Source organism: Pseudazoarcus sp. NS36 (assembly GCF_059703705.1).
Map to the genome: position 1 here is coordinate 13,995 of NZ_BAAKJA010000009.1, position 23,867 is coordinate 37,861.

At 64.5% G+C, this 23,867-nt stretch carries 40 protein-coding genes; 13 read left to right on the plus strand and 27 right to left on the minus strand.

The genetic code is table 11. From position 1 onward, the window contains the following. From AC6H0R_RS13915 to AC6H0R_RS13955, 9 genes are all read right to left on the minus strand, one after another. Positions 1-135 (minus strand): hypothetical protein, encoded by a 135-nt coding sequence (locus AC6H0R_RS13915; RefSeq protein ID WP_497581965.1) that lies wholly within the window; start codon positions 133-135, stop codon positions 1-3. Next, positions 135-659, minus strand: a complete 525-nt coding sequence (locus AC6H0R_RS13920) for a DUF6631 family protein (protein WP_497581966.1) — start codon at positions 657-659, stop codon at positions 135-137. The genes AC6H0R_RS13915 and AC6H0R_RS13920 overlap by 1 nt, the downstream gene beginning before the upstream one ends. A gap of 125 nt (positions 660-784) precedes the next feature. Beyond that, positions 785-1,579, minus strand: coding sequence for a phage tail tube protein (locus AC6H0R_RS13925; RefSeq protein ID WP_497581967.1), 795 nt, complete (start codon positions 1,577-1,579; stop codon positions 785-787). An 11-nt stretch (positions 1,580-1,590) separates the two neighbouring features. Next, a complete protein-coding gene (locus AC6H0R_RS13930) occupies positions 1,591-2,076 on the minus strand; it encodes a phage tail terminator protein (RefSeq protein ID WP_497581968.1) in 486 nt (161 codons plus the stop codon). Continuing rightward, complete coding sequence (locus AC6H0R_RS13935) at positions 2,073-2,576, minus strand: gp436 family protein (protein WP_497581969.1); 504 nt, start codon at positions 2,574-2,576, stop codon at positions 2,073-2,075. Before AC6H0R_RS13935 ends, AC6H0R_RS13930 begins: the two co-directional genes overlap by 4 nt. Positions 2,577-2,584: 8 nt before the next feature. Continuing rightward, entirely contained in the window at positions 2,585-2,953 is a 369-nt protein-coding gene (locus tag AC6H0R_RS13940; protein WP_497581970.1) for a DUF2190 domain-containing protein, read from the minus strand. Positions 2,954-2,996: 43 nt separating this feature from the next. After that, positions 2,997-3,518, minus strand: a complete 522-nt coding sequence (locus tag AC6H0R_RS13945) for a ComEA family DNA-binding protein (RefSeq protein ID WP_497581971.1) — start codon at positions 3,516-3,518, stop codon at positions 2,997-2,999. Between the two features lie 75 nt (positions 3,519-3,593). Further along, the gene (locus AC6H0R_RS13950; RefSeq protein ID WP_497581972.1) at positions 3,594-4,553 is read right to left on the minus strand and encodes a major capsid protein; all 960 of its coding nucleotides are present in this window, start codon (positions 4,551-4,553) and stop codon (positions 3,594-3,596) included. 41 nt (positions 4,554-4,594) lie between these two features. Continuing rightward, the gene (locus AC6H0R_RS13955; RefSeq protein ID WP_497581973.1) at positions 4,595-5,590 is read right to left on the minus strand and encodes a hypothetical protein; all 996 of its coding nucleotides are present in this window, start codon (positions 5,588-5,590) and stop codon (positions 4,595-4,597) included. 67 nt (positions 5,591-5,657) lie between these two features. On the opposite strand from AC6H0R_RS13955, the gene AC6H0R_RS13960 reads away from it, so the two are divergent. Next, positions 5,658-6,194 (plus strand): hypothetical protein, encoded by a 537-nt coding sequence (locus AC6H0R_RS13960; RefSeq protein ID WP_497581974.1) that lies wholly within the window; start codon positions 5,658-5,660, stop codon positions 6,192-6,194. A 101-nt stretch (positions 6,195-6,295) separates the two neighbouring features. Here AC6H0R_RS13960 and AC6H0R_RS13965 read toward each other — a convergent pair whose 3' ends face one another. The 18 genes from AC6H0R_RS13965 to AC6H0R_RS14050 form a co-directional block, all read right to left on the minus strand. Further along, positions 6,296-6,718 (minus strand): Mor transcription activator family protein, encoded by a 423-nt coding sequence (locus tag AC6H0R_RS13965; protein WP_497581975.1) that lies wholly within the window; start codon positions 6,716-6,718, stop codon positions 6,296-6,298. Continuing rightward, entirely contained in the window at positions 6,715-7,146 is a 432-nt protein-coding gene (locus AC6H0R_RS13970) for a regulatory protein GemA (protein WP_497581976.1), read from the minus strand. The genes AC6H0R_RS13965 and AC6H0R_RS13970 overlap by 4 nt, the downstream gene beginning before the upstream one ends. A gap of 5 nt (positions 7,147-7,151) precedes the next feature. After that, positions 7,152-7,280 carry a hypothetical protein gene (locus AC6H0R_RS13975; RefSeq protein WP_497581977.1) on the minus strand — a complete coding sequence of 43 codons (129 nt, stop codon included), beginning with the start codon at positions 7,278-7,280 and terminating at the stop codon, positions 7,152-7,154. Then, positions 7,277-7,618, minus strand: coding sequence for a hypothetical protein (locus tag AC6H0R_RS13980; RefSeq protein ID WP_497581978.1), 342 nt, complete (start codon positions 7,616-7,618; stop codon positions 7,277-7,279). Before AC6H0R_RS13980 ends, AC6H0R_RS13975 begins: the two co-directional genes overlap by 4 nt. Further along, on the minus strand, positions 7,615-7,992 hold the full coding sequence (locus tag AC6H0R_RS13985) for an ASCH domain-containing protein (protein ID WP_497581979.1): 378 nt from the start codon (positions 7,990-7,992) through the stop codon (positions 7,615-7,617). The genes AC6H0R_RS13980 and AC6H0R_RS13985 overlap by 4 nt, the downstream gene beginning before the upstream one ends. A gap of 2 nt (positions 7,993-7,994) precedes the next feature. Further along, the gene (locus AC6H0R_RS13990) at positions 7,995-8,243 is read right to left on the minus strand and encodes a hypothetical protein (protein WP_497581980.1); all 249 of its coding nucleotides are present in this window, start codon (positions 8,241-8,243) and stop codon (positions 7,995-7,997) included. Between the two features lie 4 nt (positions 8,244-8,247). Then, a complete protein-coding gene (locus tag AC6H0R_RS13995; RefSeq protein ID WP_497581981.1) occupies positions 8,248-8,940 on the minus strand; it encodes a DUF2786 domain-containing protein in 693 nt (230 codons plus the stop codon). Further along, positions 8,940-9,392 (minus strand): hypothetical protein, encoded by a 453-nt coding sequence (locus AC6H0R_RS14000; RefSeq protein ID WP_497581982.1) that lies wholly within the window; start codon positions 9,390-9,392, stop codon positions 8,940-8,942. Before AC6H0R_RS14000 ends, AC6H0R_RS13995 begins: the two co-directional genes overlap by 1 nt. A gap of 1 nt (position 9,393) precedes the next feature. Continuing rightward, on the minus strand, positions 9,394-10,014 hold the full coding sequence (locus tag AC6H0R_RS14005) for a DUF3164 family protein (RefSeq protein WP_497581983.1): 621 nt from the start codon (positions 10,012-10,014) through the stop codon (positions 9,394-9,396). Positions 10,015-10,027: 13 nt separating this feature from the next. Beyond that, positions 10,028-10,372 (minus strand): hypothetical protein, encoded by a 345-nt coding sequence (locus tag AC6H0R_RS14010; protein ID WP_497581984.1) that lies wholly within the window; start codon positions 10,370-10,372, stop codon positions 10,028-10,030. Further along, on the minus strand, positions 10,365-10,622 hold the full coding sequence (locus AC6H0R_RS14015; RefSeq protein WP_497581985.1) for a hypothetical protein: 258 nt from the start codon (positions 10,620-10,622) through the stop codon (positions 10,365-10,367). The genes AC6H0R_RS14010 and AC6H0R_RS14015 overlap by 8 nt, the downstream gene beginning before the upstream one ends. Then, positions 10,619-10,951: a hypothetical protein gene (locus AC6H0R_RS14020; RefSeq protein WP_497581986.1), complete on the minus strand. Its 333-nt coding sequence runs from the start codon at positions 10,949-10,951 to the stop codon at positions 10,619-10,621. The genes AC6H0R_RS14015 and AC6H0R_RS14020 overlap by 4 nt, the downstream gene beginning before the upstream one ends. A gap of 2 nt (positions 10,952-10,953) precedes the next feature. Beyond that, entirely contained in the window at positions 10,954-11,853 is a 900-nt protein-coding gene (locus tag AC6H0R_RS14025) for an ExeA family protein (RefSeq protein WP_497581987.1), read from the minus strand. A 299-nt stretch (positions 11,854-12,152) separates the two neighbouring features. Next, positions 12,153-13,910, minus strand: a complete 1,758-nt coding sequence (locus tag AC6H0R_RS14030) for a transposase family protein (protein ID WP_497581988.1) — start codon at positions 13,908-13,910, stop codon at positions 12,153-12,155. Between the two features lie 6 nt (positions 13,911-13,916). Continuing rightward, positions 13,917-14,816: a hypothetical protein gene (locus tag AC6H0R_RS14035; protein WP_497581989.1), complete on the minus strand. Its 900-nt coding sequence runs from the start codon at positions 14,814-14,816 to the stop codon at positions 13,917-13,919. Positions 14,817-14,848: 32 nt separating this feature from the next. Then, positions 14,849-15,157 carry an IclR family transcriptional regulator gene (locus AC6H0R_RS14040; protein ID WP_497581990.1) on the minus strand — a complete coding sequence of 103 codons (309 nt, stop codon included), beginning with the start codon at positions 15,155-15,157 and terminating at the stop codon, positions 14,849-14,851. Continuing rightward, complete coding sequence (locus tag AC6H0R_RS14045; RefSeq protein ID WP_497581991.1) at positions 15,157-15,621, minus strand: hypothetical protein; 465 nt, start codon at positions 15,619-15,621, stop codon at positions 15,157-15,159. Before AC6H0R_RS14045 ends, AC6H0R_RS14040 begins: the two co-directional genes overlap by 1 nt. A 106-nt stretch (positions 15,622-15,727) precedes the next feature. Then, positions 15,728-15,919, minus strand: coding sequence for a DNA-binding protein (locus AC6H0R_RS14050; protein WP_497581992.1), 192 nt, complete (start codon positions 15,917-15,919; stop codon positions 15,728-15,730). A 122-nt stretch (positions 15,920-16,041) separates the two neighbouring features. Here AC6H0R_RS14050 and AC6H0R_RS14055 point away from each other — a divergent pair, with 122 nt between their 5' ends. From AC6H0R_RS14055 to AC6H0R_RS14110, 12 genes are all read left to right on the plus strand, one after another. Then, positions 16,042-16,587: a helix-turn-helix domain-containing protein gene (locus AC6H0R_RS14055; protein ID WP_497581993.1), complete on the plus strand. Its 546-nt coding sequence runs from the start codon at positions 16,042-16,044 to the stop codon at positions 16,585-16,587. Between the two features lie 57 nt (positions 16,588-16,644). Continuing rightward, a complete protein-coding gene (locus AC6H0R_RS14060) occupies positions 16,645-17,355 on the plus strand; it encodes a hypothetical protein (RefSeq protein WP_497581994.1) in 711 nt (236 codons plus the stop codon). 62 nt (positions 17,356-17,417) lie between these two features. Then, positions 17,418-17,741 carry a hypothetical protein gene (locus AC6H0R_RS14065; protein WP_497581995.1) on the plus strand — a complete coding sequence of 108 codons (324 nt, stop codon included), beginning with the start codon at positions 17,418-17,420 and terminating at the stop codon, positions 17,739-17,741. Positions 17,742-17,835: 94 nt separating this feature from the next. Then, positions 17,836-18,165, plus strand: coding sequence for a putative holin (locus AC6H0R_RS14070; protein WP_497581996.1), 330 nt, complete (start codon positions 17,836-17,838; stop codon positions 18,163-18,165). Position 18,166: 1 nt separating this feature from the next. After that, positions 18,167-18,319, plus strand: a complete 153-nt coding sequence (locus tag AC6H0R_RS14075; RefSeq protein WP_497581997.1) for a hypothetical protein — start codon at positions 18,167-18,169, stop codon at positions 18,317-18,319. After that, on the plus strand, positions 18,316-19,035 hold the full coding sequence (locus tag AC6H0R_RS14080) for a transglycosylase SLT domain-containing protein (RefSeq protein ID WP_497581998.1): 720 nt from the start codon (positions 18,316-18,318) through the stop codon (positions 19,033-19,035). Before AC6H0R_RS14075 ends, AC6H0R_RS14080 begins: the two co-directional genes overlap by 4 nt. Beyond that, a complete protein-coding gene (locus AC6H0R_RS14085) occupies positions 19,029-19,559 on the plus strand; it encodes a hypothetical protein (protein WP_497581999.1) in 531 nt (176 codons plus the stop codon). Before AC6H0R_RS14080 ends, AC6H0R_RS14085 begins: the two co-directional genes overlap by 7 nt. Next, a complete protein-coding gene (locus tag AC6H0R_RS14090; protein WP_497582000.1) occupies positions 19,543-19,875 on the plus strand; it encodes a hypothetical protein in 333 nt (110 codons plus the stop codon). The genes AC6H0R_RS14085 and AC6H0R_RS14090 overlap by 17 nt, the downstream gene beginning before the upstream one ends. Beyond that, positions 19,872-20,177, plus strand: coding sequence for a hypothetical protein (locus tag AC6H0R_RS14095; RefSeq protein WP_497582001.1), 306 nt, complete (start codon positions 19,872-19,874; stop codon positions 20,175-20,177). Before AC6H0R_RS14090 ends, AC6H0R_RS14095 begins: the two co-directional genes overlap by 4 nt. A gap of 5 nt (positions 20,178-20,182) precedes the next feature. Then, positions 20,183-20,749 carry a DUF3486 family protein gene (locus AC6H0R_RS14100; protein ID WP_497582002.1) on the plus strand — a complete coding sequence of 189 codons (567 nt, stop codon included), beginning with the start codon at positions 20,183-20,185 and terminating at the stop codon, positions 20,747-20,749. Further along, positions 20,749-22,371, plus strand: a complete 1,623-nt coding sequence (locus AC6H0R_RS14105; protein ID WP_497582003.1) for a hypothetical protein — start codon at positions 20,749-20,751, stop codon at positions 22,369-22,371. The genes AC6H0R_RS14100 and AC6H0R_RS14105 overlap by 1 nt, the downstream gene beginning before the upstream one ends. Then, positions 22,364-23,836: a DUF935 domain-containing protein gene (locus tag AC6H0R_RS14110; protein WP_497582004.1), complete on the plus strand. Its 1,473-nt coding sequence runs from the start codon at positions 22,364-22,366 to the stop codon at positions 23,834-23,836. Before AC6H0R_RS14105 ends, AC6H0R_RS14110 begins: the two co-directional genes overlap by 8 nt. Positions 23,837-23,867 lie beyond the last annotated feature (31 nt).

The following is a 23,867-nucleotide window of genomic DNA, read 5'->3' on the forward strand; positions in this document are numbered from 1 at the left end:
TCAGCCCTCAGGTTTGGTCAGATCTCGCAAGCGATCCTTCGCCGCCTGCCCGCCGGCGAAGCCGGCATTGACGTCCAGCAGGCGGTCCGCGCTCAAGCGCTGCTCGCGGCGGATCGCTTCGCGGTAGAACAGCATCAGCTGTCGCTCTGTGTAGCGGCCGACGCGGTCGAGGTCGTGTCCGTTGGCGATGAGGGTGGCGTAGATTTCGCCCCAGCCGACTGTCCGACGCGACGCTTCTCCGCCTGGCCGACGGCCACCCGATTCACGGCGCGGCTGATAAAAAAACGGCCATTTACCCCCCACCAGGTCATCAGCAGCAGGTCGAGCTCGTCGGGTTTGATGTGGTCCAGTGCCGACACATCGATGTCGGCCGACTGCGCAACGAGCGGCAGCAGTGCGTCGATCTCCCCAGAGATCACCTCCAGCACCTCTTCGTACATCGGCGGCTCGCCGCGCTCCAGCATGTGGGCAATGCCGTGAATCAGCGGCCGCGCGAAGGGCAGCAGGCGCATCCATTCAACCGCGCCGTACTCACGCACTACGAGCTTCGTGTCACCGATCGGCACCTCGCGTTCCGGGTGCAGCGTGTCGAGCTCCTCAAGGGTCGTGTCCTGCTTGCTGGGCTTGCGGGTTTGCGCAGTTGCGATCTTGCGTGCCATGACTTCCTCGCCTGAATGAGTGATTGAAGGATCGACGCCGGCACAAGGCCGGCGCCGGTACCCGCTCCCGTGCCAGCCCAGGCGCCTGCGGTGCAGGCCCTGAGGTGGCGTCGGGGTGGGCTGTGTTACGCCGCGGCGCCGACTTCGATGAAGCGGCCGAACCGGCCCAGCGGGCCGTTTGCCGGCTTGCTGGAGTCGATCAGCGATTCGAGCGAGAACTGCGTACCGGCCACGTCGGTGCCCGAGGTGATCAGCGCGAGCTGCTGCAGCAGGGAGCTGCTGACGCGGTACCACTCGACCACCACCGGCGCACCGTCTTCGGCGAGGTTGATGCCCTCGTAGCGCAGCTGCAGGGTCTGCGGCGGCTTGTTGAGGAAGGCCAGCTGCTTGGACTCGCCGTAGCTGTAAGAGGCCAGCAGCGGCATGGTCGGGGCGGGCGAGTCGGGCAGCGCCAGGCATTCGAGCGCGCCGTAGGGCGCCTCGATCAGGAAGTTGTCGTTCGGGTCTTCCTGGTCGAAGATCTCGGCCGGCGTCGGGTCGGTGCTGTCGACAATCGTCAAGCCGCTGATGCCGACTTGATCGAGGCGGAAGACGTCGCCCACAGCAACCGTGCCGAGCGGCTCATCGGTAACGACGCCGGCCGGGATCGTGGTGACCGTGCCGTTGAGCAGCAGCGCCAGACCTTCGGTGTCGATCTGGTGCAAGGTGCCGTTGATCATGGCCTCGCTCAGCAGATCGAACTTGCGCGCCGTGCCCTTCTGGCCGCTGAAGGATTCGCGGTGTCGGACGGTCTCGACAGAGGGCGCATATTCCAGCGTGGAAACGTCGCCCCACCAGCGCCAGCCACTGCGGCCAACCGTGGAAACGAGGCGGGAGAGCAGCTTGCCCTGCCCGAAGTAATACTTGTCGACGGCACTCATGTGATTTCTCCTTAAGCCTTGCCGGGTTTGCCGGGCATGGGGCCACGGCGGATGCTGTGTTTCACGGTGGTGATGAACGCGGTGGGGAAGTACGCAAACTTCGCGTCCGAGTAGTAGGGGCGCGGCGGCGTGGTCGGGATCAGCGCCGTCTCCGAGCCGGCCGGGACGAAGCCATGCAGCGCACCGATCACGTCCCACATGTACGGGCCAGCCTCGACGTTGAGCGGTGCGGCCTCACGCGGTTGCGCTGCGCTCGACACCGCCACGATCACCACCCAGCGGTGGCCGATTGCGGCCTCGAACTGGTTGGCGTCGAGCACTACGAAGCCGTCGTACACCACATAAACGGCCGGCACGATCTGCTGCTCTTCTGCGACTTCGGCGAGGTTCTTGCGCGTGCCGATCACACGCGCCCAGGCGTTCGGGCCACTCTGGATCGCCGCCGTGAGCTGCTCGACGATGCTCTGCTCGGCCGCGTGAAACGATGCGCGGCTCATTCGAAGCCCCGCAGCGTCTCGTCGGTGATCTGGCGCGGGCTGAAGGACGCGTACGTCTCTGCGCTGCCGCTCTGTGCATCGCTGCCGATCAGCGCACCGGGCGAACCGCCCCACGGGCATGCCAGTTCCGCCCCACCGTTGGCAATGGCCTCCAGCTCGCGCACTGCCGCCTTGTAGCGCCGATACACCTCGTTCTCCGGCGCCAGATCGTCGTACAGGTAGTAGCGCGCCAGGTCGCAGGTGAGCCGGGTGATCACGGGCGGGGCGACGTACTCCACCTCTCCACCCGGCACCGTCGCCGGCTTGGCACATCCGGTCAGCGGCAGGCGATACACCTGGCCGACGTAGCCATCCACAAACGCCGCCGCATCCGCCAGCTTCACCTCCACGCGGGGCGTGTCGATGGTGCTGGGCGGGATGTTGGTCACGTCGGTGAGCTGGATCAGCTCCAGCTCACCAAAGCGTGCGACCAGGTCGGCAACGGTGGCGTACGTCAGCATGCTGGCGCTTAGCTGGTCGGGTGGATGTGCGGCTGCAGGATGACCTCGATCAGGTCACCATCGGCCCCAGCGGCCGACACCGCACGGCCGCAGTTGTCCGCGATCGTGCCGGCCACGGCCTTGCCCGAGGTGCCGGGCTTGATGAAGGCATTGGCGGCGATCTCGCCCCCGGCCTCGACCGTGTAGGAGTAGCCGGTGACAACGCTGATGGCCTGGCCGATCTCGCCGGCCGTTTGCGACACGCCCTGGGCGTCCGTCGCGCCGCCTGCGCCCGCCGTGCCCACCGCATAGGCACCCGCGAAACTGATCAGGCGGTGCGGCAGTACTGCCGCGGTGAGCACTTTCGTGACGGCGTGCTGTTTGTCGAACTGACGCATGATGTTTTGCTCCTGTGAAAGCGGGTTTCAGGTGGCGGTGTGCTTACACCGTCACGCGATCGCTGATCTTGGCGACCGTGGGGGCGCCAATGCCCGGCACGTCCGCAAGCTCGCTCACCGATGCCAGCGGGCGGCCCAGGGCCGCACGCCATTCGATGAACTTCGCGGCCTGCGGTGCAGTCATGCCGGCGTCGCGCAATGCGGCGGCATCGGCCGTGTTCAGGTTGGTCAGGCCGTCAGTTGAGTCGCCGGTCAGCGTGGGTAGCGGCGTGCCCGTCGCGGACGGCGAGGAAGCGCCCCCGCCGTCCGAGCCCTTGCCGCTCTCGCCGGTGGTGTTGGTGCCGGCGTTTACGCCGCCGGCCGCGCCCGGTTCGCCCGCAGGCTTGCCGGAGGCCTTGGAGGAGTTCGTTTCGGCCGCTTCCAGCCGGAACGCCTTCAGACGCTCCAGTTCGGCCAGCTGGCGTTCGCCGATGTTGTCCGGCAGCACTTCGCCGGGCTTCAAGTTGATGCGGCCCGCTACGGTGTGCAAAGCGATGCACACCAGGGCAATGCGTTGCTTCGACATGGTCTTCTCCTGATGGGGTGGCGGCGGCATTCCGACCGGCAGGGCGCACCGCGCCCCGCCTGCGGATGGCGTCGATTACTTCGGGTTCTGGAACAGGAAGGCGGCGCCGGGGTAAGCGATGTTCGGCTTGCGCTCGTAGGTCGCGCCGTAGATCCACGACTTGGCGCCGGCCTCGTAGTACGGCTGCTCGGCGTACGGGTGACCTTCCAGCACGTTGGTGAAGCCGAAAGCCGGTTCCGCGAGGCTGATATCGCCGGTCGAGCCGATCATGCGCGGCACGTAGGCCAACACCGCGTTGTTGCCCCACACGTCATTACTCTCGTCGTCTTCGCCGACGAAAATCGCATCACCAACCACGATCTCATCGACGTTGAGGATGCTCTTGAGCTGGTCGATGGTCGCCGGCCCCGTCTGCGTGTTGGAGAGGTAGGTCTTCACCTCGGCGTTGTGACGCAAGGCCACGGCCGCGTCGGCCGACAGCGTGAGGTGATTCGGGCGGCGTCCGACTTTCTTGCGGATAGTCTCGGCGGCTGCGGTGATGTCCGTCACCGGGGTGCCGTCCGCATGGCTCCACTTGGTGGACCCCGACAGCGCCAGCACGTGACCGGACGCATAGCTGCCCGAAGTGGTGGCGATCTCGGCCACTTCGATCTCGTACCCGAGGCCGAGAATGTCGTTCGCGGTGACCATGGCGATGCGGCTGATGTCGAGGTTGGCCGTCAGGTTCAGGCGGCGCGCCTCCTCGCTCTCGCGGATCAGTTCGCGCGGCATCGGCACTTCAATCGAGTGCTGGTCCAGCTCGTACGTCTTGCCGTCGTACTTGATGTTCACGCGCTTGGTCGCGGTGCCCGGCGCGCGGCGCAGGTTGTACTTGCGGAAGCGCTCTTCGCCGACCTGGGCGATCACCACTTTCGACAGCGCCTGCGGCAGGCGGGGGAACAGCTTCTCGGCAATCATCGTGCCCTGACCCAAACCCAACAGCAGGTTGGTCAGCACTACGCTTTGCTTCAGCCGGATTTCGTCAGCCGTCATCATGATTGTGTGTCCTCGTGTGATTCGGGGTCAGTGACCGGCGCTCAGGCGCTGGTCGTGTAGGTGGCCACCACGGCGCTCAGCGCCTCGGCGTAGCTCACCTTGTTTTCCTTGGCGTAGGCCTTGGCGCGCTTGTCGAGCTCGGCCTCGTCGGCCGGCGCGGCCTGGTCGCCCGCGTTGCCGTTGGCGAACTCGCCGAACTGCACCACCGGCTTGGCACCCGAGATCAGCGTTTTGAGCCATTCAACCGGCTGCACCTTCTTGGTCGTATCACCCTCGGCAAACGACACCGGCTCGCTCGATCCCAGCAGGTCCAGCACGGCAACGGCGGCGCCCTTGTCTTTGGGCAGCAGACGGCCGGCTTGCACCTCGGTCTCGGCGAACGACACATGCGACGCGTGGGTTGCCTGGCGCTGCGACTCGGCGAACTGCGCAAGCTTGTCGGTGGCTTCCTTAGCTGCGGCCTCGGCCTTCTCGGCGCGCTCCCGCTCTTGCGTGGCCTTCGCTTCAGCGTCGGCGAGCGCTTTCTGATCCTTTTCCATTTGCTGGTGCTCCTGAGTGGTTGGGCCGGAGTCCTCGCCGGCTTCGGAAAAACTGACGCACACGGCATCCGCGTCTTCTGCGAACGCAACTTCCTTGAGCCCCTTCACGCCCGGAGGCTGAGCGCCAAGAAAACCGATATGGCGCACGTACCACGTGCCCGGCTTGGGGTTGCTGGGGTGCTGGGGGGAATAGAACGAGGTGCTGCGCTTGGGGAAGCGCCGGGTGAGAACCATCTCGGCAAACTGCGGCTCAACGTCGCGGTGCTCGCGCAGCACCAGGCTGTCACCGGCCACCACCAGGCGCTTGGCCCAGCCGTACGCCGGCAGGTCGTGCTTGGGGTGGCCGACGGTCAGCGGCGCTTCGTGAATGGCGGGGTCGTAGCCGTCGGCCATCTGCACAAGATCGGCCCGCGTGAAGTCACGCGCCACGCCCTGGTCGTCAACGTGACGGCCGGCGCGGAAGATCTCGATATCGGTGGGGAGCGTTGCCTTATCCATGCCTCGCACTTTGCGTGCGAGGTGGCATGATTACCCGGTAAAGCGTTTTAGATATTTCGGGGCGATCATGAAGAGCGAACACGAGCTACTGCCAGTGGATGACCCACTGTCCGAAGTGACCAGAAAAGAACGGCGATCACTGCTCGGGCTTTCAGCGCTGACGCTGTTCGTCACGTACGCGGAATTGATACCAGAAAAAATCAGTTGGCTGGGGATCGAACTGACATCGTCCAACCAGGTTGCAGTACTGCACATGCTGACGCTGATCCTGGGCTACTACATCACGGCCTTTATCTTTTACGCCACCACCGATTTTCTGCGCTGGCGCTGGCTGCTGAAGGTGGACAGCCTGGCGGCAATCAAGCAGGACATTAAGGATCACCCACGCACAAGCAGACTGTCCGAGTTGGGGCAGGATGACTCCCCACGATACGTTTTCCTCAAGACGCTGGAGCGGAAGCTCTCGTTGGACGCGAGCGTAATTCGAGGTGCAGCGATGGTGCGAGGAGTCTTCGAGTTTGCACTGCCGTTGGTAGTAGCGTTGTTCGCTGCAATCCAACTCTTGCTGACCGCCCGTCAAATGGTCGAGGCGGTAGCCACCTGACCGGCCCTGCGAGCTTTTATAAAAGCCCGTGGTGCGTTTTCCGTACCTTTTGGCGGGCATCCGGACGCGACGGGGGCCGATAGCGGCACCACGGGCCGGATTTACGATCCGGTCTCGTCGAGCAGCAGCTTGCCCTGGCGCTTGCTGAATTCCTCGGCGCGGATCTCGGCAATGATCTGGTAGATGCGCACCGTCGTGAGGTTGTGCTTGCGTGCCAGGTCGTGGTGGTTGCGGCCGTTGAATTCCTCGGCGATCTGGCGGTCACGCAGGCTCAGCCGGTAACGGTGGCCGCGGTGCATGTAGAAGCTGTCGCCCCCCAGCTCGAACGACAGGATCTCGGTTTGCTCCAGGGCGATGCGCGCGAGCTGCTCGTGCGGCATGCCCTGCAGGGCTTCGGACTCGATCAGTCCGGTGTAGAGGTGCATGGCCACCTCGCGCAGGCGCTCCGGATACGCGTCATCAAACAGCGCTTCCAGCGGTGCGCGCAGTTCGGCGGGTACGTTCACGGTGCGCGGTGCGTTCATCTCTCGCTCCATGCCTTGAGTGACTCGATCAGCGTGTGTTCCTGTGCCGGCGTCAGGAAGTCCAGCGCCTGCACGTGGTTGTCGGTCTGGCCCTCGATCCACTTCAACAGGCCACGCATGGTGCGGTCGCGCACCCGGCCGGCGTCGGCCAGCACTTGCCACAGCGCCCACATCTTCTTTTGAGTCCGTGAAAGCGGCTTGCGCGCCTTGCCACCCGGCCGCGGGTAGCCGGCCTTGTGGAAGTGCTCGAGCAGCGCCTCCAGTTCGGCCACGCTGCAATCCTTGCTGCTGCGCTTGCCGGCCGCGTGTGCGGCGATGGCGCTGCGGTAGGTGTCGTCGTCGAGCTTGAGGTGACCCGCAGCCGCATGCACGCGCCGTACCAGCTGGGCGTGCTGTGCGGCGCGGGCGGTGGCGAGGCGGGTTTGCACGGCGCTCACAGCGGCACCCGCTTGCACTTGCCGCACTTCTCGCACTCGCAGCAGGTCGTGCCGTCCCACTCGATGTAGACCATGCGAAACACGTGGCGGCAGAACATGTGCCGGAAGATGAAGCGCCACATCATGTCGTGCCTCCCGGTTCGAGTACCTGAAACGATTCCGCGTGCTCCAGGCGTTTGACGTCCAGCACGGCACGGAAGTCGCCAAATTGCGCAGCCATCCTTACCAGCTCGGCAACCGCTGACATGCGGCCGGGCTCGACGCCGTGCACGACATATGCCCCTGTCTGCGGATCGCTGATTGACCAGAAGCCTCGGCGTCCCATCGCACCGAGAGCCGGATGCGCCGCCAACCCGAATGCGACGACAGTGCCTTCAACAACCTCGCCACCGACCGGCGGCGCCGAGTCGAAATCCGGGCGCCAAACGGGTGTGCGGAATCTAAGCTTTTCGCCGCGCATCACTCGTACCCCCACTTGACCAGGTAGCCCGAGAACGTCAGGCCGTGTTCGGATTGGAAGAAGGCGAAGAAGCTATCGACCGAAGCGAAGCCATCGGCCAGCGCCAGCGCCTGCAGCTCGGCTTCGTCCAGCTCTTGCCAGCGCCCGTCGCGCGGGATGCTGACCGTGCGACCAGGTGCAGAAATGCAGATCTGCTCGACGCTCTCGATCGGGAACTTGCCGAGGCGCGAAACCTGCTGGGTACGCAGGCCGGTAAAGCAGTGCGCGATATCGCCAGCCGTGGGCGGCTTGCGCTTGCCGCGCTGGCGAATGGTTTGCCGTTTGGCGCCTGAGCGGACGGCGTCGGCGAACTGCTGCTTGAAGTTGTAGGACGGCATGGTCAGCCCTCCCCAGCGGGCACGCCGCCCATTGCCTGCATGAAGGGCACGAGCTCGACGGGCGTGGTGCGCTCGCAGATGAAGTTCATGTCGTCGCCGTCCGGCATGCAGAGCTGGATGTGGACGCGCGGATCGCCGGGTTCGCGGAAGACGAAGATCTCGACGTCGTCGGGCAGCAGGCAGGCGACGTTCATCACGCTTGCGCGCAGCACGTCGATGGTTTGGGCTTCGGTCAGTTGATTGGTCGACATGGCTTCAGCCTCCGATCAGCTTGGGTGATGCCGGCGCTCCGACCCCGCCGTACAGCTGCGCGCCGCGCCCGGCCTGCATGCCGGCATACAACGCGGCCTCGCCTTTTCGGGACAGCTCGCGGCCGGCGTTGCGGTCGGTGGTGTTGAGGGTGCCGAGCTTGCTGTGCTTCAGATCCATGTGCGCCTGGATGGCCTCGGCCGCGCCCTCGATCGGGGAAAGGGCCGACACGTGGGCGCAGGCCGCACGCACCCAGCCCTCGCTGTAGAGGTCGGCGTGACGGGACTTGTTGGAGCGCTTGTAGCGCCGCAGCTGCGTTGCGATGAACTCACGGCGCGACTTCAATGCCTGGCGCAGCAGCACCTCGAACGAGTACGCGGCCACGTCGTTCGACGGCGGCAGGCCGATGAAGAGCCAGTGCGATTCGCACCACCCTGCAGAAAACAGCAGCCGGCAACCGAACACGTGCGCGATGCGGCTGGCGAGCATGTTTTCCCACTGCGCGGGGCGGTCAATCGCGCCGGCCTTGGCTTTCGCCTCTGTCACTCCGGCAGCGAGAATTTCGGCCTGGCTGACCTGGTGGATCTGCATCAGCTTCTGCGCCTGGCGCAGCGCGGCCGCGGCCTCGTGCTCACTGCCGGACTTGGCCAGCGCCATGCACTTGGCGATCTTGGCGAGGATGTCGTCTCGGCTGTCCATCACGCACCTCCTTTGAGGTAGGCGGCAACGCACAGGCTGGCAGCAACGCACGACGGCATGGGCGGCACTTCGATATCGTTGTCGCTGGCTTGGATGTGGCTGGCCATCGCCCAGTCATACGCGGCGTTGCGTTCGTCTTGCGACCAAGAGGCGACAGCCTCCTCAGACACGTTGTGCCCCCCGACCAGCAACAGTGCGCAATAGGTCATGTCGGTATCGGCGTTCACCTCTGGCTCGTCGTCGATGCCCTCGGCCTGCGCGATCTCGATCAAGCGCTGCCAGCCCACCGTCCAGCGCCGGCCGGTGGATTGCGACGTGATCATGGGGTTGCCGCCGACGTTGGCGCTGACCCGATACATTCGGTCGCCGAGGGTCGCGCTTCCGATGTCGGAATGCAGAATGAGCGCATCGGCCGGCACCAGCTCTCCTACGGGTTTGGTGGTCGTGTCCATGTCACGCCCCCGCGATATCGAGAGGAATCGGAGCGTAGGCATCTGTGTTGCCGACGCGCTCATAGATGCGGATGTAGCTCTTGCTGCTGGCCACGGTGACCGCATCGGACAGCGCCGCCATGGCGCGCTGCCACTTCTCGTCGTGGATATCGAGCCGGCGCAGGCCGAGCACTCGGGCCGTGCTGATGGAGCCCGCCCTGTCGGTCTGGAAGGCGTCGTTCACGAGCGCCTGAATCTCGGGGCGGGCGCCTGCGCTCCACTCGCGGATGCACTCATCGACCAGGGCTTTTGCTGCCTGCAGCCGCTCGTCGAATACCAGCGTCTCCTGCACGGCGCGCAGCACCTTGTAGCGGCCGTCGAAGCTGGTGAGCTGGACGTTGCCTTTACCCCCGCCGAGCGTGATGCCGTATTCCTCGGCCGACAGATCGACGAAGGCGCCGATGTCGTCAAAGGCGCGGCGCTTGAATTCCGCGAGGTGGGTGGACATGGCCTTGGCTGCCGTGACGATCTCCAGCACGACGCGGTCGCGCTCGATGTCGATCGGTTTGATCTGGCTCTCGGGGATCAGCCGCCCGCGTGCGTCTTTGCGGAAGCCGGCCGGGGTGATTTGTTCGGTGGTCATGGTTTGCTCCTGATCAGGCGGCACGCGCACGCGGGGCATGGGCGGCACGGATTGCGATGGACATGGGGGGCTGGCGCACGAACAGCGACGAGAGGTGCTCGCCGTTCAAGCGGCCACGGTGTTGCGGGGGTTTGCCGGTGGGCCAGATCGCCAGCCACGGCGCTGCGTCTTGCTTGGGCCGGTACAGCGTGGCCGTGGCAACGAGCTTGTCGACGATCAGCAGATCGAGCGCCTTCCAGAAGTCCGGCTCGGCGGCTTCAAGCGACCGGCGCACGTCCAAGGCGCGGCGGGGTTCGTTGCCGGTGGCCTGGGCGATGGCGAGCAGGATCTGATCGGCGAGCGGGAGCGGTTCAGACATGGGCGGCTTCCTCCTCGTCTTCATGCTCCAGCTCGGTGAACAACTCGATCTCGTAGCCCCAGCGGAAGTCGTCTCCGGGATACAGGCGGCTTTCGTTGGCCATGCTGACCCAGCAGCCTTCCGACTCGTGCCAGCAATGCGAGAGGCTGTGCAGCGTCCAGAACTCGCAGTCCTGGCTGGGCGGCACGGCGATCAGGCATGGCACCACCGGGTATTCAGGCAGCTCCGTGGACTTGTGCCAGTAGCTCATCGCGGCACCTCCCACATCACGGCAACGCCGCCGACAAAGACATGCACGACCACGCCCGAGGGCGTGTCGAGGGTGGTCGGCGGGCTGGCCAGTTCGAACAGCGCGCGGTTGGCCGCGGCGATCTTGATCACCGGGCGGCAGGCCAGCGGCGTGATGCCGTCGAGGCGCTGCGCGAGGATGCGCAGGCCGCACGCGCGCACGGTGCGGGCGGCTGCGTTGAGCTTCTCCAGGCGGGCAATGGCCGCATCGGTGAGCACCTTGACGGGCGGCTGCTTGGGCGGCAACACGGCGCGCGGGCGCATGGGGACGACGTCGGGGTGATGGATCATGGTCAGCACCCCCGGATCACGTCGGCCGTGACGTGCGGCATGGCCACCGACGCGGCGGCGTTGAGGGCACGTACGGCCAGGTTGTTCACCACAAGCGGGTAGCAAATGCTGCGCGCCTCGGCCATGCCGCCACCGCGAGGGATGCGCACCAGGCGCGATCGGATGGCGTCGATCGCGTCGTCGGAAAAGACGTCCGAGAGCTGCGCGCCGACTCGGCCGAACTTGTGTTCGAGGTACGGCTGCAGGTCATCGTCAAGCGGCAGCATTTCGCGCCGCTCGCAACGCTGCACGATCTCGCGTACCTCGCTCAGTTTGTCGCTGAGCGTTTCGTCCAGCTCGGGCTGGCCGATGAGTACGACCCCCAGCAGTCGCGACAGGCCGACCTTAAGTTCCATGAAGCCCTTGAGGGCGCGCAGCGTGCTGATGGGCAGGCGGTGGGCCTCTTCGATGACGAGCAGGTTGCTGTACCCAGCGTTGCGGCTGTTGGCGAGCAAGTCGCGCAGTTGCTTGTTGCGTGCCTGCGTGCTGCTGCGGATGCTGGCGCCGGGGTCCAGCTCCCGGATGATGGCTTCCGAGATCTGGCCCGCCCACATCGGTTTGCCCTTGCGCTCGCTCTTCTCCATCTCCATCACGTAGGGTTTGATGACGATGACCGGGCGCTGCTCCATGCGGATGCGCTCTTCGAGTTCTTCACGCAGGGTGGTCTTTCCGCTGCCCGACTCTCCGACCAGGGCAACAAAGCCTTGGTGGAGAGCGCAGTCCATCAGCGCGGCACGGGCGCGGCGGGTGGATGCACTGGTGAAGACGTCCCCCAGCGCATTGATGTCGTCGATGAACGGGGATCGCGAGAGCCGGAAATGCTCAAGCGCCGCGTGCGTCAGGGTTTCGTTGCGTAGTAGCATGTGTTCGTCTCCTTCAGGTTCGCTGGATGAGTCACCGGCCTCAGTCGCGTAGCCGCGCGGCTGGGGCCAATCCGTAAATGCGGTTTCGATCTGTTCAACGCTTGCGCCGAGATCGGTGATGTAGGCCTCGATGGCGCGCTTGAACACTGCTCGCGGCGGGTTCTTGCGAGGCCAGATTCCGTGGTTGCACAGCTGCGCTACGGTTGCTGGGCTGACATCGCACGCACGGGCTGCCTCGCTCTGCGTCACACCAAGCGAACTCAACACTCGCTTCAGTTGCAGTCTCATCTCCTCCCCTCTTATTTGCCGCCGACCACGCGCAGACCTGCGCGGGCGGTGAGGCGCTGTTGCAGTTGGTCGATCTGCGATTCCGGCACGCCGTCCGGATGCCATTCGGCAATGCGGGCGTGCGTGTCGGCGTTGAGGGTTGCGCCTTTGCGCAGCAGCGCCTGGGCGGCTTCGAAGTGGGTCAGCACGCGCTCGGGTGTTCGGTCGAGGCTGGCAACGTTGCTCGCCAGTTCGGTGCCCTTGCGCGGCATGTACGTGGGGATGTCGGCCTGGTCGATGACTGCGGCCGGGTCAATGCGCCCGCCGAAGGAGGCGACGCGGGTCTTGCGCACCGCGGCTGCGGCTTCGTCCGTTTCGGTGTCGGTGGCCACCCGCTCCACCAACTTGCGGTGGGTGTCGGCGGCGCTGTCGGCCGAGGCGGAGTACTCCTCGCCGATCACCGGTGCATCGGTGCGGAAACCGACGTCGTTGCGCTCAACCTGCGGCACTGTGTGCAGCAGCTCGGAGCCATCGGCCGCGGTGTCGACGATGACGGCGGTGCCGGGCTTGTAGGGGTTGTAGCTGACGTGGAGCGTCTCGCCGACCATGACGCCGGGCACCTCGCGCACGTCGTATTCCGCGCTCTTGAATGACACGGTGAGCGTGCCGCTGACCTTGCGCGTTTCGGGTGTGTGGGTGAGCAGCTCGCGGGCGAGGTCGCCATCAACGGTGCGCAGTTGCTCGGCCCGGATGTCCATCCAGGCATCAAAGCGGGTGCGGCCGTGGCGGCTGTGGATCTTGGTGGCGTTGTACCAGCGCATCCACTTGAGCGCGGCGGCGTTGAGCTCGTCGAGGTTGGCCACCGGGTGCAGGCGCAGGCCACTCTCGAAGCTGCGCTCGATGATGTTCCGTGCGTTTTCGACTTGCCCGGTGGCGCGGGCGTTGCCCGGCATGTGGGCTTCGAGGCGCACATCGAGCCGGCGTGCGAGGTTCTTGAAGGCGCCGGCCGTGTTGGCGCTGCCCATGTCCATCATGAGGATGAAGGGGACGCCGTAGAACGGGTCTGGCGCGCGCTGCTGGGTGGCGCGGATGAACGATTCGGCAAGGTTCGCGGCCGACTCCGCACCCATCACGTAGTGCACGAAGATGGTGCCGGAGTAGTGGTCCGTGACTTCGTACGACCACACCCGATCGGCCTCGACACGCTTGAGGTTGCCCGGCTTGTTCTTGTAGAACTGGTCGTGCGGCATGACCTGCAGCCCGGCCTCGCGCTCGTTGCGGGCGTCGAGGTAGTACAGCACGCACATGGAGGCGTCGATCTGCCATACGTGGTTGGGGTGCAGGCTCTGCAGCTCGGTATGCGCGCTGGGCCGCAGCAACTGATCCGGGTGCAGGTTGTAGCTGCGCAGTGCGCGGGCGATGGCGCTATCGGACAGCGGTCGCACTTCGCCGGTAGCCTCATCCAGCGCCTCTGCGCGGATCTCGCCATTGGCGCGCAGCATTTCAACGGCCTGGGTGATGCTCATCAGGCGCTTGTTGTTCTTGCGCAGGCTGTCCATCAGCACGGCGCTGATGATCACGGCTTCATTGCGCAGCAGGCTTACGGAGCCAGCGTCTGAGCGTTGTTTGCGTTGGGTCACGGTCACATCCTTAAGTCGGCGCATCAGCGTTGAGTACGTCATGCCCAGGCGTTTGCAGGCGTCGTCATACACGTTGCTTTTGCCGCCGTGCCCTGCGGCTTCGGCGCGACGGCGCACGTCGCACAGGGCGTCGATGAGGGCGGGGTTCATGGGTGGTCAGCCCTGGGCAATCCAGCCGTGTTCGTCGGCTTTCAGGTCGGGCAGGTCGAACTCGTCACGCAGTGCTGTGAGGTCCGTTTGCAGCTGGGCGACGATGCCGGCCATGAAGACCGCAGGGCGCGCGTCGCGCGTTTCGCCGTGGTTGTTCAGGGCGGTCATTGCGGCGCGCAGCTGGCCGATGATCCCGCCGCGCACGTCGTTGGCCATGCGGGTGGCTTCGGACTGCAGCTGGGCCAGCTCTTCGTCAGGCGTGACGTTGGCGATGCGCTTGGATTTGGCGCGCTCGTCGTCGAGTCGGCGGTTCTTCTCGGCCAGCAGATCGTCTTTGGCCTTGCCGTCTTCGCGGGCCTCGCGCAGGGCGGCGCGCAGTTCCTTGACCGACATGGTTGCGATGTCGTCGAGACTCAGCTCGCCCGTTTGGCCGGTGAGCTCCAGCTCTTCGATCTGCTCGTCGTCGAGGACCAGCATTTCGAAGAGCTTGGTCTGGTTGCCGATGGCCTGCAAAGTTGCCGTTGACGGCAATTTTGAGAACTTCGCGGCTGAGGACATGAAGCGTGCGGCGACGTGCTTGTCGATGCCGAGCAAGTCGAGGCGGCTCCCAAACTGCCCGTGGTCGCAGGCGGCTTTGAGCACAGTGAGGCCGCGCCCGACTTCGAGGCACGCCTCGACACTTCGCCGCATGTTTGCGGCGATGTCGCGCTGAATCAGATCCGGGTCGATGTACTCGCCCGGCAACTGGTAGCCGACCTGGTCGGCCACCGCGCGCACATGCGCCTGCTGCTGACTCACGGCCAGTGCGTTATCTCGCATGGCGTCCATTGCGGCGCCTGTCTGCTGCTCGGCTTCGGCATCCAGAACATCGGCGGCGGGCGGGGCTTCGGCTTTACGACGGGGCATGTGTGTCTCCTGAGTGGTGGTCTGTGCGGGCATCAGCACGCGGGGTTCGTGTAGCGGGAGCGGTCTTCGGAGAGCTGCGTTTCGGCCCTGCCGATGGCCGCATAGACCTTGACGGCCTGCTGCGGCAGGCGCGGGGTTAGGCGCCAGCACTGGGTCTGCTCGTCGAAGCTGGCGAGGCCAGCGGTGTGCAGGTTGTCCAGATCGCGGGTGATGTCGCTGGGGTTGCAGCCCACCAGCTTTGCAAGGGCGCTGGGCTGGTAGCCGCGCACGACGTCGCCGAACAGCACGAGCACGAGCTTGAGAACGCGCTGCTGGCTTGAGTTGGTGTATTTGCCGGCCATCAGCTCAGCTCCAGTTCGGGTTGTTGGGATTTCTCGACGTTGGCGCGATGCCATGCGAGCGACTCCATGCCGGAAGTCAGTGCGGCCACGCATTCGTTGCGATCGATCTCGCCTTTTTTGAGCTTGAGCAACGCACCAGGGGCCGCACTCAGCACCATTTGCAGGTCGTGTATGTCTTCGGCTGTCACGTCGCGCCCAGGCGGGATCTGGATCACCACCGCGCCTTCGCGGCTGGCGAGGTAGCGCACGACGTGATTGCTGCCGGTGAGGTGCTGCCAGGCGATCAGGGCGCGCACCGGCATGGAATCCGTCTCGATCCACTTGTAGAGCGTGGCCGGGGTGGTGCTGAGCAGCTCGGCAATACGCTCGATGTTCAGGCGCTTGCGCTTGAGGGCGTGCGCCTTGTCCAGTTCGAAGGCGGCGCGCAGCGATGTGGGTACCGGTTTCGAATTTCTGCGGGTCATTGGAAACGTCCCTGTGTTCATGGCGCGAAACAAATGCCGGTTTAGAACGTCGTGAAAATCACTTTCACGGGGCTAAAATGGCTTCAACGTGCTGCCTAAATCAGAGTTAGGCCGCAAGCGGCTCGGGCGATTTGATGCCGGCCCTCACTGCAATTTCATGGGCGCGACCGAAGTTGGCCTTATCCACGCCATTGAGGACGCGATAGACGGCTTCGGCCGGAAAGTCGTTTTCCGCGGACCACTGGCGGATCGTCTTGCCTTGGCTGCGCAGGCGGCGCTTGAACGTTTCGGCGGTCATTGCCGGACCTCCTGATGAGTTTGGTTTCATGGGCGTGGGCGCTTTCCGTGCCTGTGAAATCTGTTTGTTTTGTGTGTGTTTTGGATGATAGGTACGAAAAACGTACCCGTCAAGGGAAAGGTATGATTTCCGTACTTGTGCGCAGGATCATGGAGGAGTGCGGGCTCAAGCAGCAGGAGCTCGCGGACGTCCTGGGCGTGCCCTTGGCGCGTGTGAAGCGCCTTTCCGGCGGTACGGTGCAGAAGTGGTCAGCGGAAGAGCAGGTCGCCCTGGCCGACAAGTTGGGCATCAGCCCGAGCTGGTTGATTACTGGCCAGGGCGAGATGTTTGATGACGCTGAAGACGAGTCCGACAGCGAGTTTGAAAGCCGCATGAAACGGGTGATGCACGTTCGGGCAGTTGTAGAGGCGCTGCCGCTGGACGATTTCGCTCGCTCGCGTCTCGCGGCAGTAATGACAGGTGATGCGGCTCAAGACGGCGCATTGATTGCACAGGCCTTGAGTGCATCCCTGACCCAGCCAGCTTCAGGCGTTGCGGACTCGGCCTGTTTAAGTCCGCTCGAAGCCGAGTTGCTTCGCAACTACCGGGCAAGTGACCGCGTCGGCAAGGAAGCCATTGAGAGGACCGCACAGGCATTGGCAAAGGCCATGCAAGAAAGGAATAGCTGATAGAGGCGGCGGCTCTGATGTATCGTTTTGCCATATTCACGAGGATGGAGAGCCGGAATGAACCTGATCGGTAGCTGGATGCTGGCTGTCGCTCTGTTGGCGCTACTGGGAGGCTGCGCGCAGGAGGCCCTGCTGAAGCCAACTCAATCGGGAATGGCCGAGGCTCGGTTCGAGAATGCGTCGCTTGACGATGTCCGCGACAAGCTGATCGGCTGGTGCTCGCAGAAGGGCGCATCGGTGCTTGAGGCGACAAGCAACCAGGTGGTGTGCTCTCGCACGACGAGCGGCGGGGAGGCAATGATGACGCAGTTGCTGATTGGCAACTCCTACTCCACGACGCCAGAGATGCGGGCCCGTTTCACGATGTACCGGGTACAGGGCGCAGTGAAGGTGGTCGCCTCACAGTGGGCGGAAACGGTGATGCCGTTCGGTCAGGTGCGCCGTGTCGAGCTGGATGGGCCGCATCACATCAATCGGCTGCAAGAGGGCCTTGACCAGATCGTGGCGGAATCAGCGCCTGCGGGGGCAGCGCCCGCAGGGGCAGCGCCCACGGCGATGACAGCAGCGCCCCGCAGCAGCGGCGCTCAACAAATCGGGCGCCACTCCTACACCGCCGAACAGCTCCCCGAAGTGCGCGCCTGCGCGCAGTATCCCGTCGCCCGCCTTAACGCTCAGGGCTCCGGCTACGAAACCTTCACCGTGGACTGCACCAATGGCGACGCGCTCGCAGTGCGCTGCGAGAGCGCTGGGTGTCGGGTGTTGCGGTAAGCAGCCGCAGCCGATATATGGTTGTTCTGGCTGCGATGTGGCCCCCGATCTAGGAGCGACCGATGGCGCTTGTGCCGTGCAAAGAATGCAACCATGAAGTCAGCGATGCCGCTAAAGCCTGCCCCGGTTGCGGCGCCCGAGTGAAGCCCGCGAGCAAGGCGTGGATGTGGATTGTTGGCATTCCTGCCGTGTTGTTCGTATTCTTCGCGATCAAGGGCCACAACGACCCACACATCCAGCAGATGCAGGTTGATCGCAAGGCGATCGACCGTTGCATGGATGAGTTGGACAACCCACTCACCCCCATGGCAAATCGTGAGTTCATTCGCGGCACATGCGCGATGATGACCGAGCAGTTCACTCAGAAGTACGGGCGCAAGCCCTGACCCTGTCGATATCTAAAACGCTTTACCGGGTAACTGACTCGCCCGGATAGCAACATGGCTCCTGCATATAGCCTTCAACTTGCAGGAGCCATTCATGTCCCGTACCGCCCCTCGCATGTGGAACTGGCTGATCATCAGCATTGTTCTGCTTGTGCTGGTCGCGATTTTCGCGCCGTACCAGTTCCCCCTCTCGCTTTACAAGCTGAGCCTGATCACCAGTGCGGCCTGGGTGGCCTACTGGATCGATCGGAGCCTCTTCCCCTACGCACGCCCTGATCGGTTCATTGCCTGGTGCGCCTCACCAGGCGCGCCGGGCTGCGGGCTATCCATTACCACCGAGCAGGCGCTTGCCTTTGCGGCGGCGCAGTTGCGGCGCGCGATCATCATTGGCGCGGCGATGCTGGCCGTGGCGGTCGGGATCTGACGTGGACGGCAAATGGGCCCGCTGGTGGATGCTGCCGCTCATCGTGCTGATGTTGCTCGTCGTGCATCGCCGGTGGGTGCTGCTGGTCGCGATACTCGCGGCGGCGCTATGGGCATGGCTGACGGCCAGCAGCATTGCCGGGGGTGCGCGATGACACCGCTAAAGCAGTGGCTGCGCAGCACCTTCTCGGCCAATCCGATCCGCACCAACCCGGCGCTGTACGGCGCGATCGCCGTGCTTGTGCTGCTGTTCATTGCGGTGCTGCTGTTCAGCTTCTCAATGGGCGCCCATGCAGCACCCAATCAGACCGCAGACCAGCCGCTGCCCGCGGCGGCCAAGCAATACCGGCGCGAGCTGACACGACAGGCTCAAGCGCACTGGGGGCTGGGCGCACCGGTAGCGGCGTTCGCGGGGCAAGTGCATCAGGAGTCGGGCTGGCGCACGGACGCGGTGAGCCGGGTCGGCGCCGAGGGCATGGCGCAGTTCATGCCATCGACTGCGCGGTGGTGGTGCGAGCTGCACCGCTTGAGCACCGACGAGTGCCAACCGCGCAACCCGGCCTGGGCGCTGCGCGCCCTGGTGATGTACGACCGCTGGCTGTGGGACCGCATCACGCACACGGCAAGCGACTGCGACCGTTTTGCAATGACCTTGAGTGCCTACAACGGCGGGCTGGGCTGGGTGCAGCGTGATCGCGCCCTGGCATCGAGTAAGGGGCTCGACAGCTCCCGCTACTGGAGCGAGGTGGAAACGGTGAACGCAGGCCGTGCCGCCTGGGCAATCAAGGAAAACCGTGACTACCCGCTTCGGATTCTCCACCAGCACGCGCCGCGCTATGAGGCGGCCGGCTGGGGGAGGTCTGCATGCTGAAGATCATCTGGGCGCTCGCCCGTCCGTTTCTGCTGCAGCTTGGCCTGTTCGGTGCCGGCGCTGGCTTGAGCTGGTGGCTGACGTCGACGCAGGCCGACAACAAGGTGCTGGACCTGCAGAACGCACACCTCGAACAACGCCTGCTCGATGCCGAGGCCAGCAGTGCCGCATTCGCTGCTGCCTGGGCACGCGGTGATGCGCTGGCCGCCACTCTCTCCGCCACCAACCGCGCCGCCTGGGCGCGCGAACAGGAGCTGACCCGTGAAATTGAATCTGCCACGACTGGCGCTGTGTGCCTGCGCGAGCCTGCTCTTCGGGTGCTCGACCGCGCCGCACAAGCCGCGCCCGCCGCAGGAATGCCCGACGCCGTCGGCAAGCCTGACGGTGCGGATGCCGGCCGAGTTGCCACCGATGCCGACGCGCTCGGCTGGGCACTCAACGCCCGCGCCCGCTACGCCGAGTGCGTCCGGCGCTACCACGCACTGATCGACTACTACGAGACACCCGATGTCCATCGAAATTGACTTCTGGCAGCTCTTCACCTTTGCGGTGGGGCTGCTGCTCTGTTTCCTAGGCGCCAGCGCCGCACTTGGCCGGCTGTTGCTCGGCCAGGTCGAGAAGCGGCTGGATGCTCGTTTCAACACCCTGGAGAAGGCGGCGAACGCCGAGGCTGGTGAATGGCGCAGGGTCGAGCGCGAACTGCTCGATCTGCGAGCTGAAATGCCGCTGCACTACGTTCGGCGCGAAGACTACATCCGCGGGCAGAGCGTGATCGAGGCCAAGCTCGACGGGCTGGCACTGCGGATTGAAAACCAGTCACTCAAGGGAGCACGGGAATGATCGATCAACAGAAGGCACGCCGAGAACATCTTCGCTGGCTGATCTTGCTGACGTTGAACAACGCGCGACCGATCGGTGCATTTGAAGGGCCGGTCCTTTCGGTTGCCCAGTCGGAGTATCCGGACTGCACGCAGCTGGAGCTGCGCCGCGAACTGGATTACTTGCACGACCGGAAGTTGGTCGAGGTGACCCGGAAACCGGACGGACGATGGTTCTGCGAGCTGACGCGCTACGGCGTGGACATCGCGGAATACACGGTCGATTGCTCGCCCGGCATCGGACGCCCTGAGAAGTACTGGTAGCCGCCATGGCACGCAAAAGCAGCATCACACGCCTGCCGGCCGAGGTGAAGGCCTACATCGAATCGAGGCTGGCCGAGGGGAAGCACACGCTCGACGAGCTGATCGACGATCTGCGGGCACGCTTTCCGCACGAGGAGGATCTGCCCAGCCGCAGCGCAGTCGGCCGGTACGGCCAGAAGCTGGAACGGCGGCTGGCTGCGATCCGCGCCAGCACCGAGGCCGCGAAGATCATCCAGGCACAGGCCGGCGACGACAAAGATGCGCGCAGCGAGGCCCTCACGGCGTTGATCCAGACCGAACTGTTCGAGGCGATTCTGGACATGCAGGAGGCCAACGACGAAGAGGTCGACAGCGCCGAGCGCGTTGGAGTGCTGAGCACCGCGGCCAAGAACATCGCAACCCTGACCCGATCAAGCGTGAATCTGAAGAAGTTTCAGGCAGAGGTCGAGGATGCAGCGCGGAAGAAGCTGCTCGAAGAGCAGGAGGCCAACCTGCAAGCCGAAGCCAAAGCGCAGGGTATGGATGAAGCGCAGGTCGATTTCTGGCGGCGCAAAGTGCTGGGTATCCGTTGATGGCCCAAGAACTCAAGCCACGTGCGGACACGGTGCGCATTGTCGAGTGGGACGAGCTGCCGCCGTCGGTCAAACAGATTCCGGCCGACTTCGATCCGCTCGCTGATGGCGTGCTCATGAAGCACCAGGCCGAGTGGTGCGCAATTGGCGCGGGAATGAAGGCAGCGTCCAAGGGACGGCGAACCGGCATTACCTTCGCCGAGGCGCTCGACGACACGCTGATTGCCAGCAGCCGCAAGAGCGCTGGCGGTGACAACGTCTATTACATCCCCGACGCAAAGGAAAAAGGGCTGGAGTTCATCGGCTACTGCGCGACGTTTGCGCGGGTGATTGCCGAGGCGCAGTCGATGGGAATCTCGCGCATTGAGGAGTTCCTGTTCGACGATCAGAAGGATGACGGTTCGACGCAGCAGATCAGCGCGTACCGCATCCGGTTCTCATCGGGCTTCTCGATCGTAGCGCTCTCGTCGCGGCCGGCGTCGATTCGCGGCCTTCAGGGCATCGTGGTGATCGACGAGGCGGCGTATCACCAGAACGTCCAGGCGGTGCTGGACGCGGCAGTGGCTCTGCTGATCTGGGGCGGCAAGATCCGCGTCATCTCTACCCACAACGGGCGCAAGAACCCGTTCAACCAGCTGTGCCAGGACATCGAGAAAGGCCGCTACGGCAGTGACGCCAAGGTCTATACCGCGACGTTTGACGATGCGGTGCGCAATGGCTTGTTCGAGCGCGTAAGCCTGATGCGTGGGTGGGACGCAACGCCCGAGACGAAGAAGGCCTGGTACTCGAAGATCCGCAACGCCTACGGCCCTCGCAAAGCAGCGATGCGCGAGGAACTGGATGCGATCCCGCGCGACGGTGGTGGCGCCTCGATCCCCGGCGTATGGATCGACCGGGCGATGTATGCCGGCCGACCAGTGCTGCGCTGGGTGCTCAGCGACGATTTCGTAAAGCAGAGCAACAGCGCACGTGACGACGCTTGCGCGGCGTGGATCAAGGCCGTTCTCGATCCGGTCCTGAAAACACTCGATCCACGCCTGCAAACGGTGTTCGGAATGGACTTCGCGCGGCATCGCAACTTCACCGAGATCGTTCCGCTGCAACTGCTCCAAACGCTCAAGCGATCGGTGCCCTTCGTGATCGAGCTGCAGAACGTCCCCTCCCGCCAGCAGGAACAGATCCTGTGGCACTTCATCGGGCAGTTGCCGATGTGGCGAGGCGGCGCAATGGACGCCACCGGTCCCGGCATGCAGATGGCCGAGTACACGGCCGATAAGTTTGGCCACGAGATGATCCAGCAGGTCACCCTCAACGCGAAGTGGTACGCCAGCTTCATGCCGAAGATGGTGCAGCGATTCGAAGACGACGATTACGAGTTGCCACGCGACGCGAACCTTGAAGAGGATCTGCGGGCGGTGCAGGACGTTGATGGCGTGCCGCGCGTGCCGGAGGTGAATACGCGCGACATCAAGGAACCGGAGCTTTTCCGCCACGGTGACTTTGCCATCGGCTTGGTGATGGCTGAGTGCGCGGCTCTCAACCTCGCGTCTCCCATTGAGTTCATGAGCGACGGCGCGGGCGCGCGCTTTGCAGACGAGACAGCAGGGTTCCTCCATGGCTAAGAAATCGGATCAACCGGCGAAGCCGGAGCTCGACAGCGAAGTCGCGAGCCGGCTGCGCGACCCGTTTGAGTACAACTTCATGGGTGTGCTGCGCCCGAATGACGCGCTACTGGGCGAGCACGGCAACAACTGGCAGATCTACCGCGATCTGAAGCGCGACGGCAAGGTCTTCAGCGGCCTGCAGAAGCGCATCCTGGCGCTGATCAGCCGGCCATGGACGGTGCAGCCGATCGACGGCAAGAGCGACGCGGATGCCGAGGTTGTGCAGGACATCCTGAGTGGCTTCAACTTCGACCGGCTGTGCGCGGACCTGATGGAGGCGTTGCTGGTGGGCTGGGCGCCGGCTGAGATTGTGTGGACGGTGCGTGAGGGCAAGGTGGTGCCTGGTCACGTGCCGAAACGGGCTCAGCGCCGCTTTGTGTATGTGCAGGACGATGACACCTCCCCGGTCGAGCTGCGGTTGCTGACGCGCGAGAACATGATCCGGGGCGTGCCGCTGCCGGAGCGCAAGTTCATCGTGCATCGCATGAATCCGGAAGACGACAACCCGTACGGCACCGGCCTTGGGCAGCAGCTGTACTGGCCTGTGTTCTTCAAGCGCAAGGGCATCGTTGCCTGGAACAAGATGAACGACCGCTTCGGGACGCCCACGCCGTGGGGCAAGTATCCGCGCGGCGCTGGCCCTGCGGAGAAGGGCACCTTGTTCCAGGCGCTGAAGGCGTTCAGCAGCGACGGCGCAATCATGACGCCCGAGGGCACGATGATCGAGCTGCTGGAGAGCAAGCTCAATGGCACGGTCAGCTCGCAGGAATCCTTGTGCAACTACATGGATGACTGGATTTCCGAGGTGCTGCTGGGGCAGGAGCCGCGCACCAAGGGTGGCGGCGCACTGGCCGCAGCCAGCAAAGAGCGTGAATCCGTACGCCTGGAGCTGACGCAGGCAGACAGCGACCTGTTGTCCGAGACGCTCAACCGTACGCTGATCGCGTGGATCTGCGAATACAACGGGCTGGCGCCGTGCACGGTGTATCGCGAGGTCACGGCTGATGAGGATAAGCTGGCCGAGAGCGAGACGGACAAGAACGTCTCGGAGATGGGCTTCGAGCTGTCTGAAGAGGCGGTGCGCGCGAAGTACGGTGAAGGCTGGACCAGGAAGAAGACACCGGCACCACCTCCGCCCCCGGTTGGCAGTGACGATCCGACGCAGTTTGCCGAGGGCGCCCCAGGCAATGGGCAGGAGGCTATCGACGCCGCGGTCGACACGATTCCACAGGAGGCATTGCAAGAGGCAATGGCTGATCTGATGGGGCCGCTGCTGGCCGCGATTGAAGGGGCGGACAACTTTGAGGACGCGCTGGCAGCGGTAGAGGCTTCCTACCCGTCGATGAACAAGGCGAAGCTGCAGCATTTGCTCGCTACGGCGATGTTCGGCGCCGAAGCCTACGGCCGGCAGGTGGAAGCGTGAGCAGCAAGCGACGCATTCGGCGCCGGTCGTG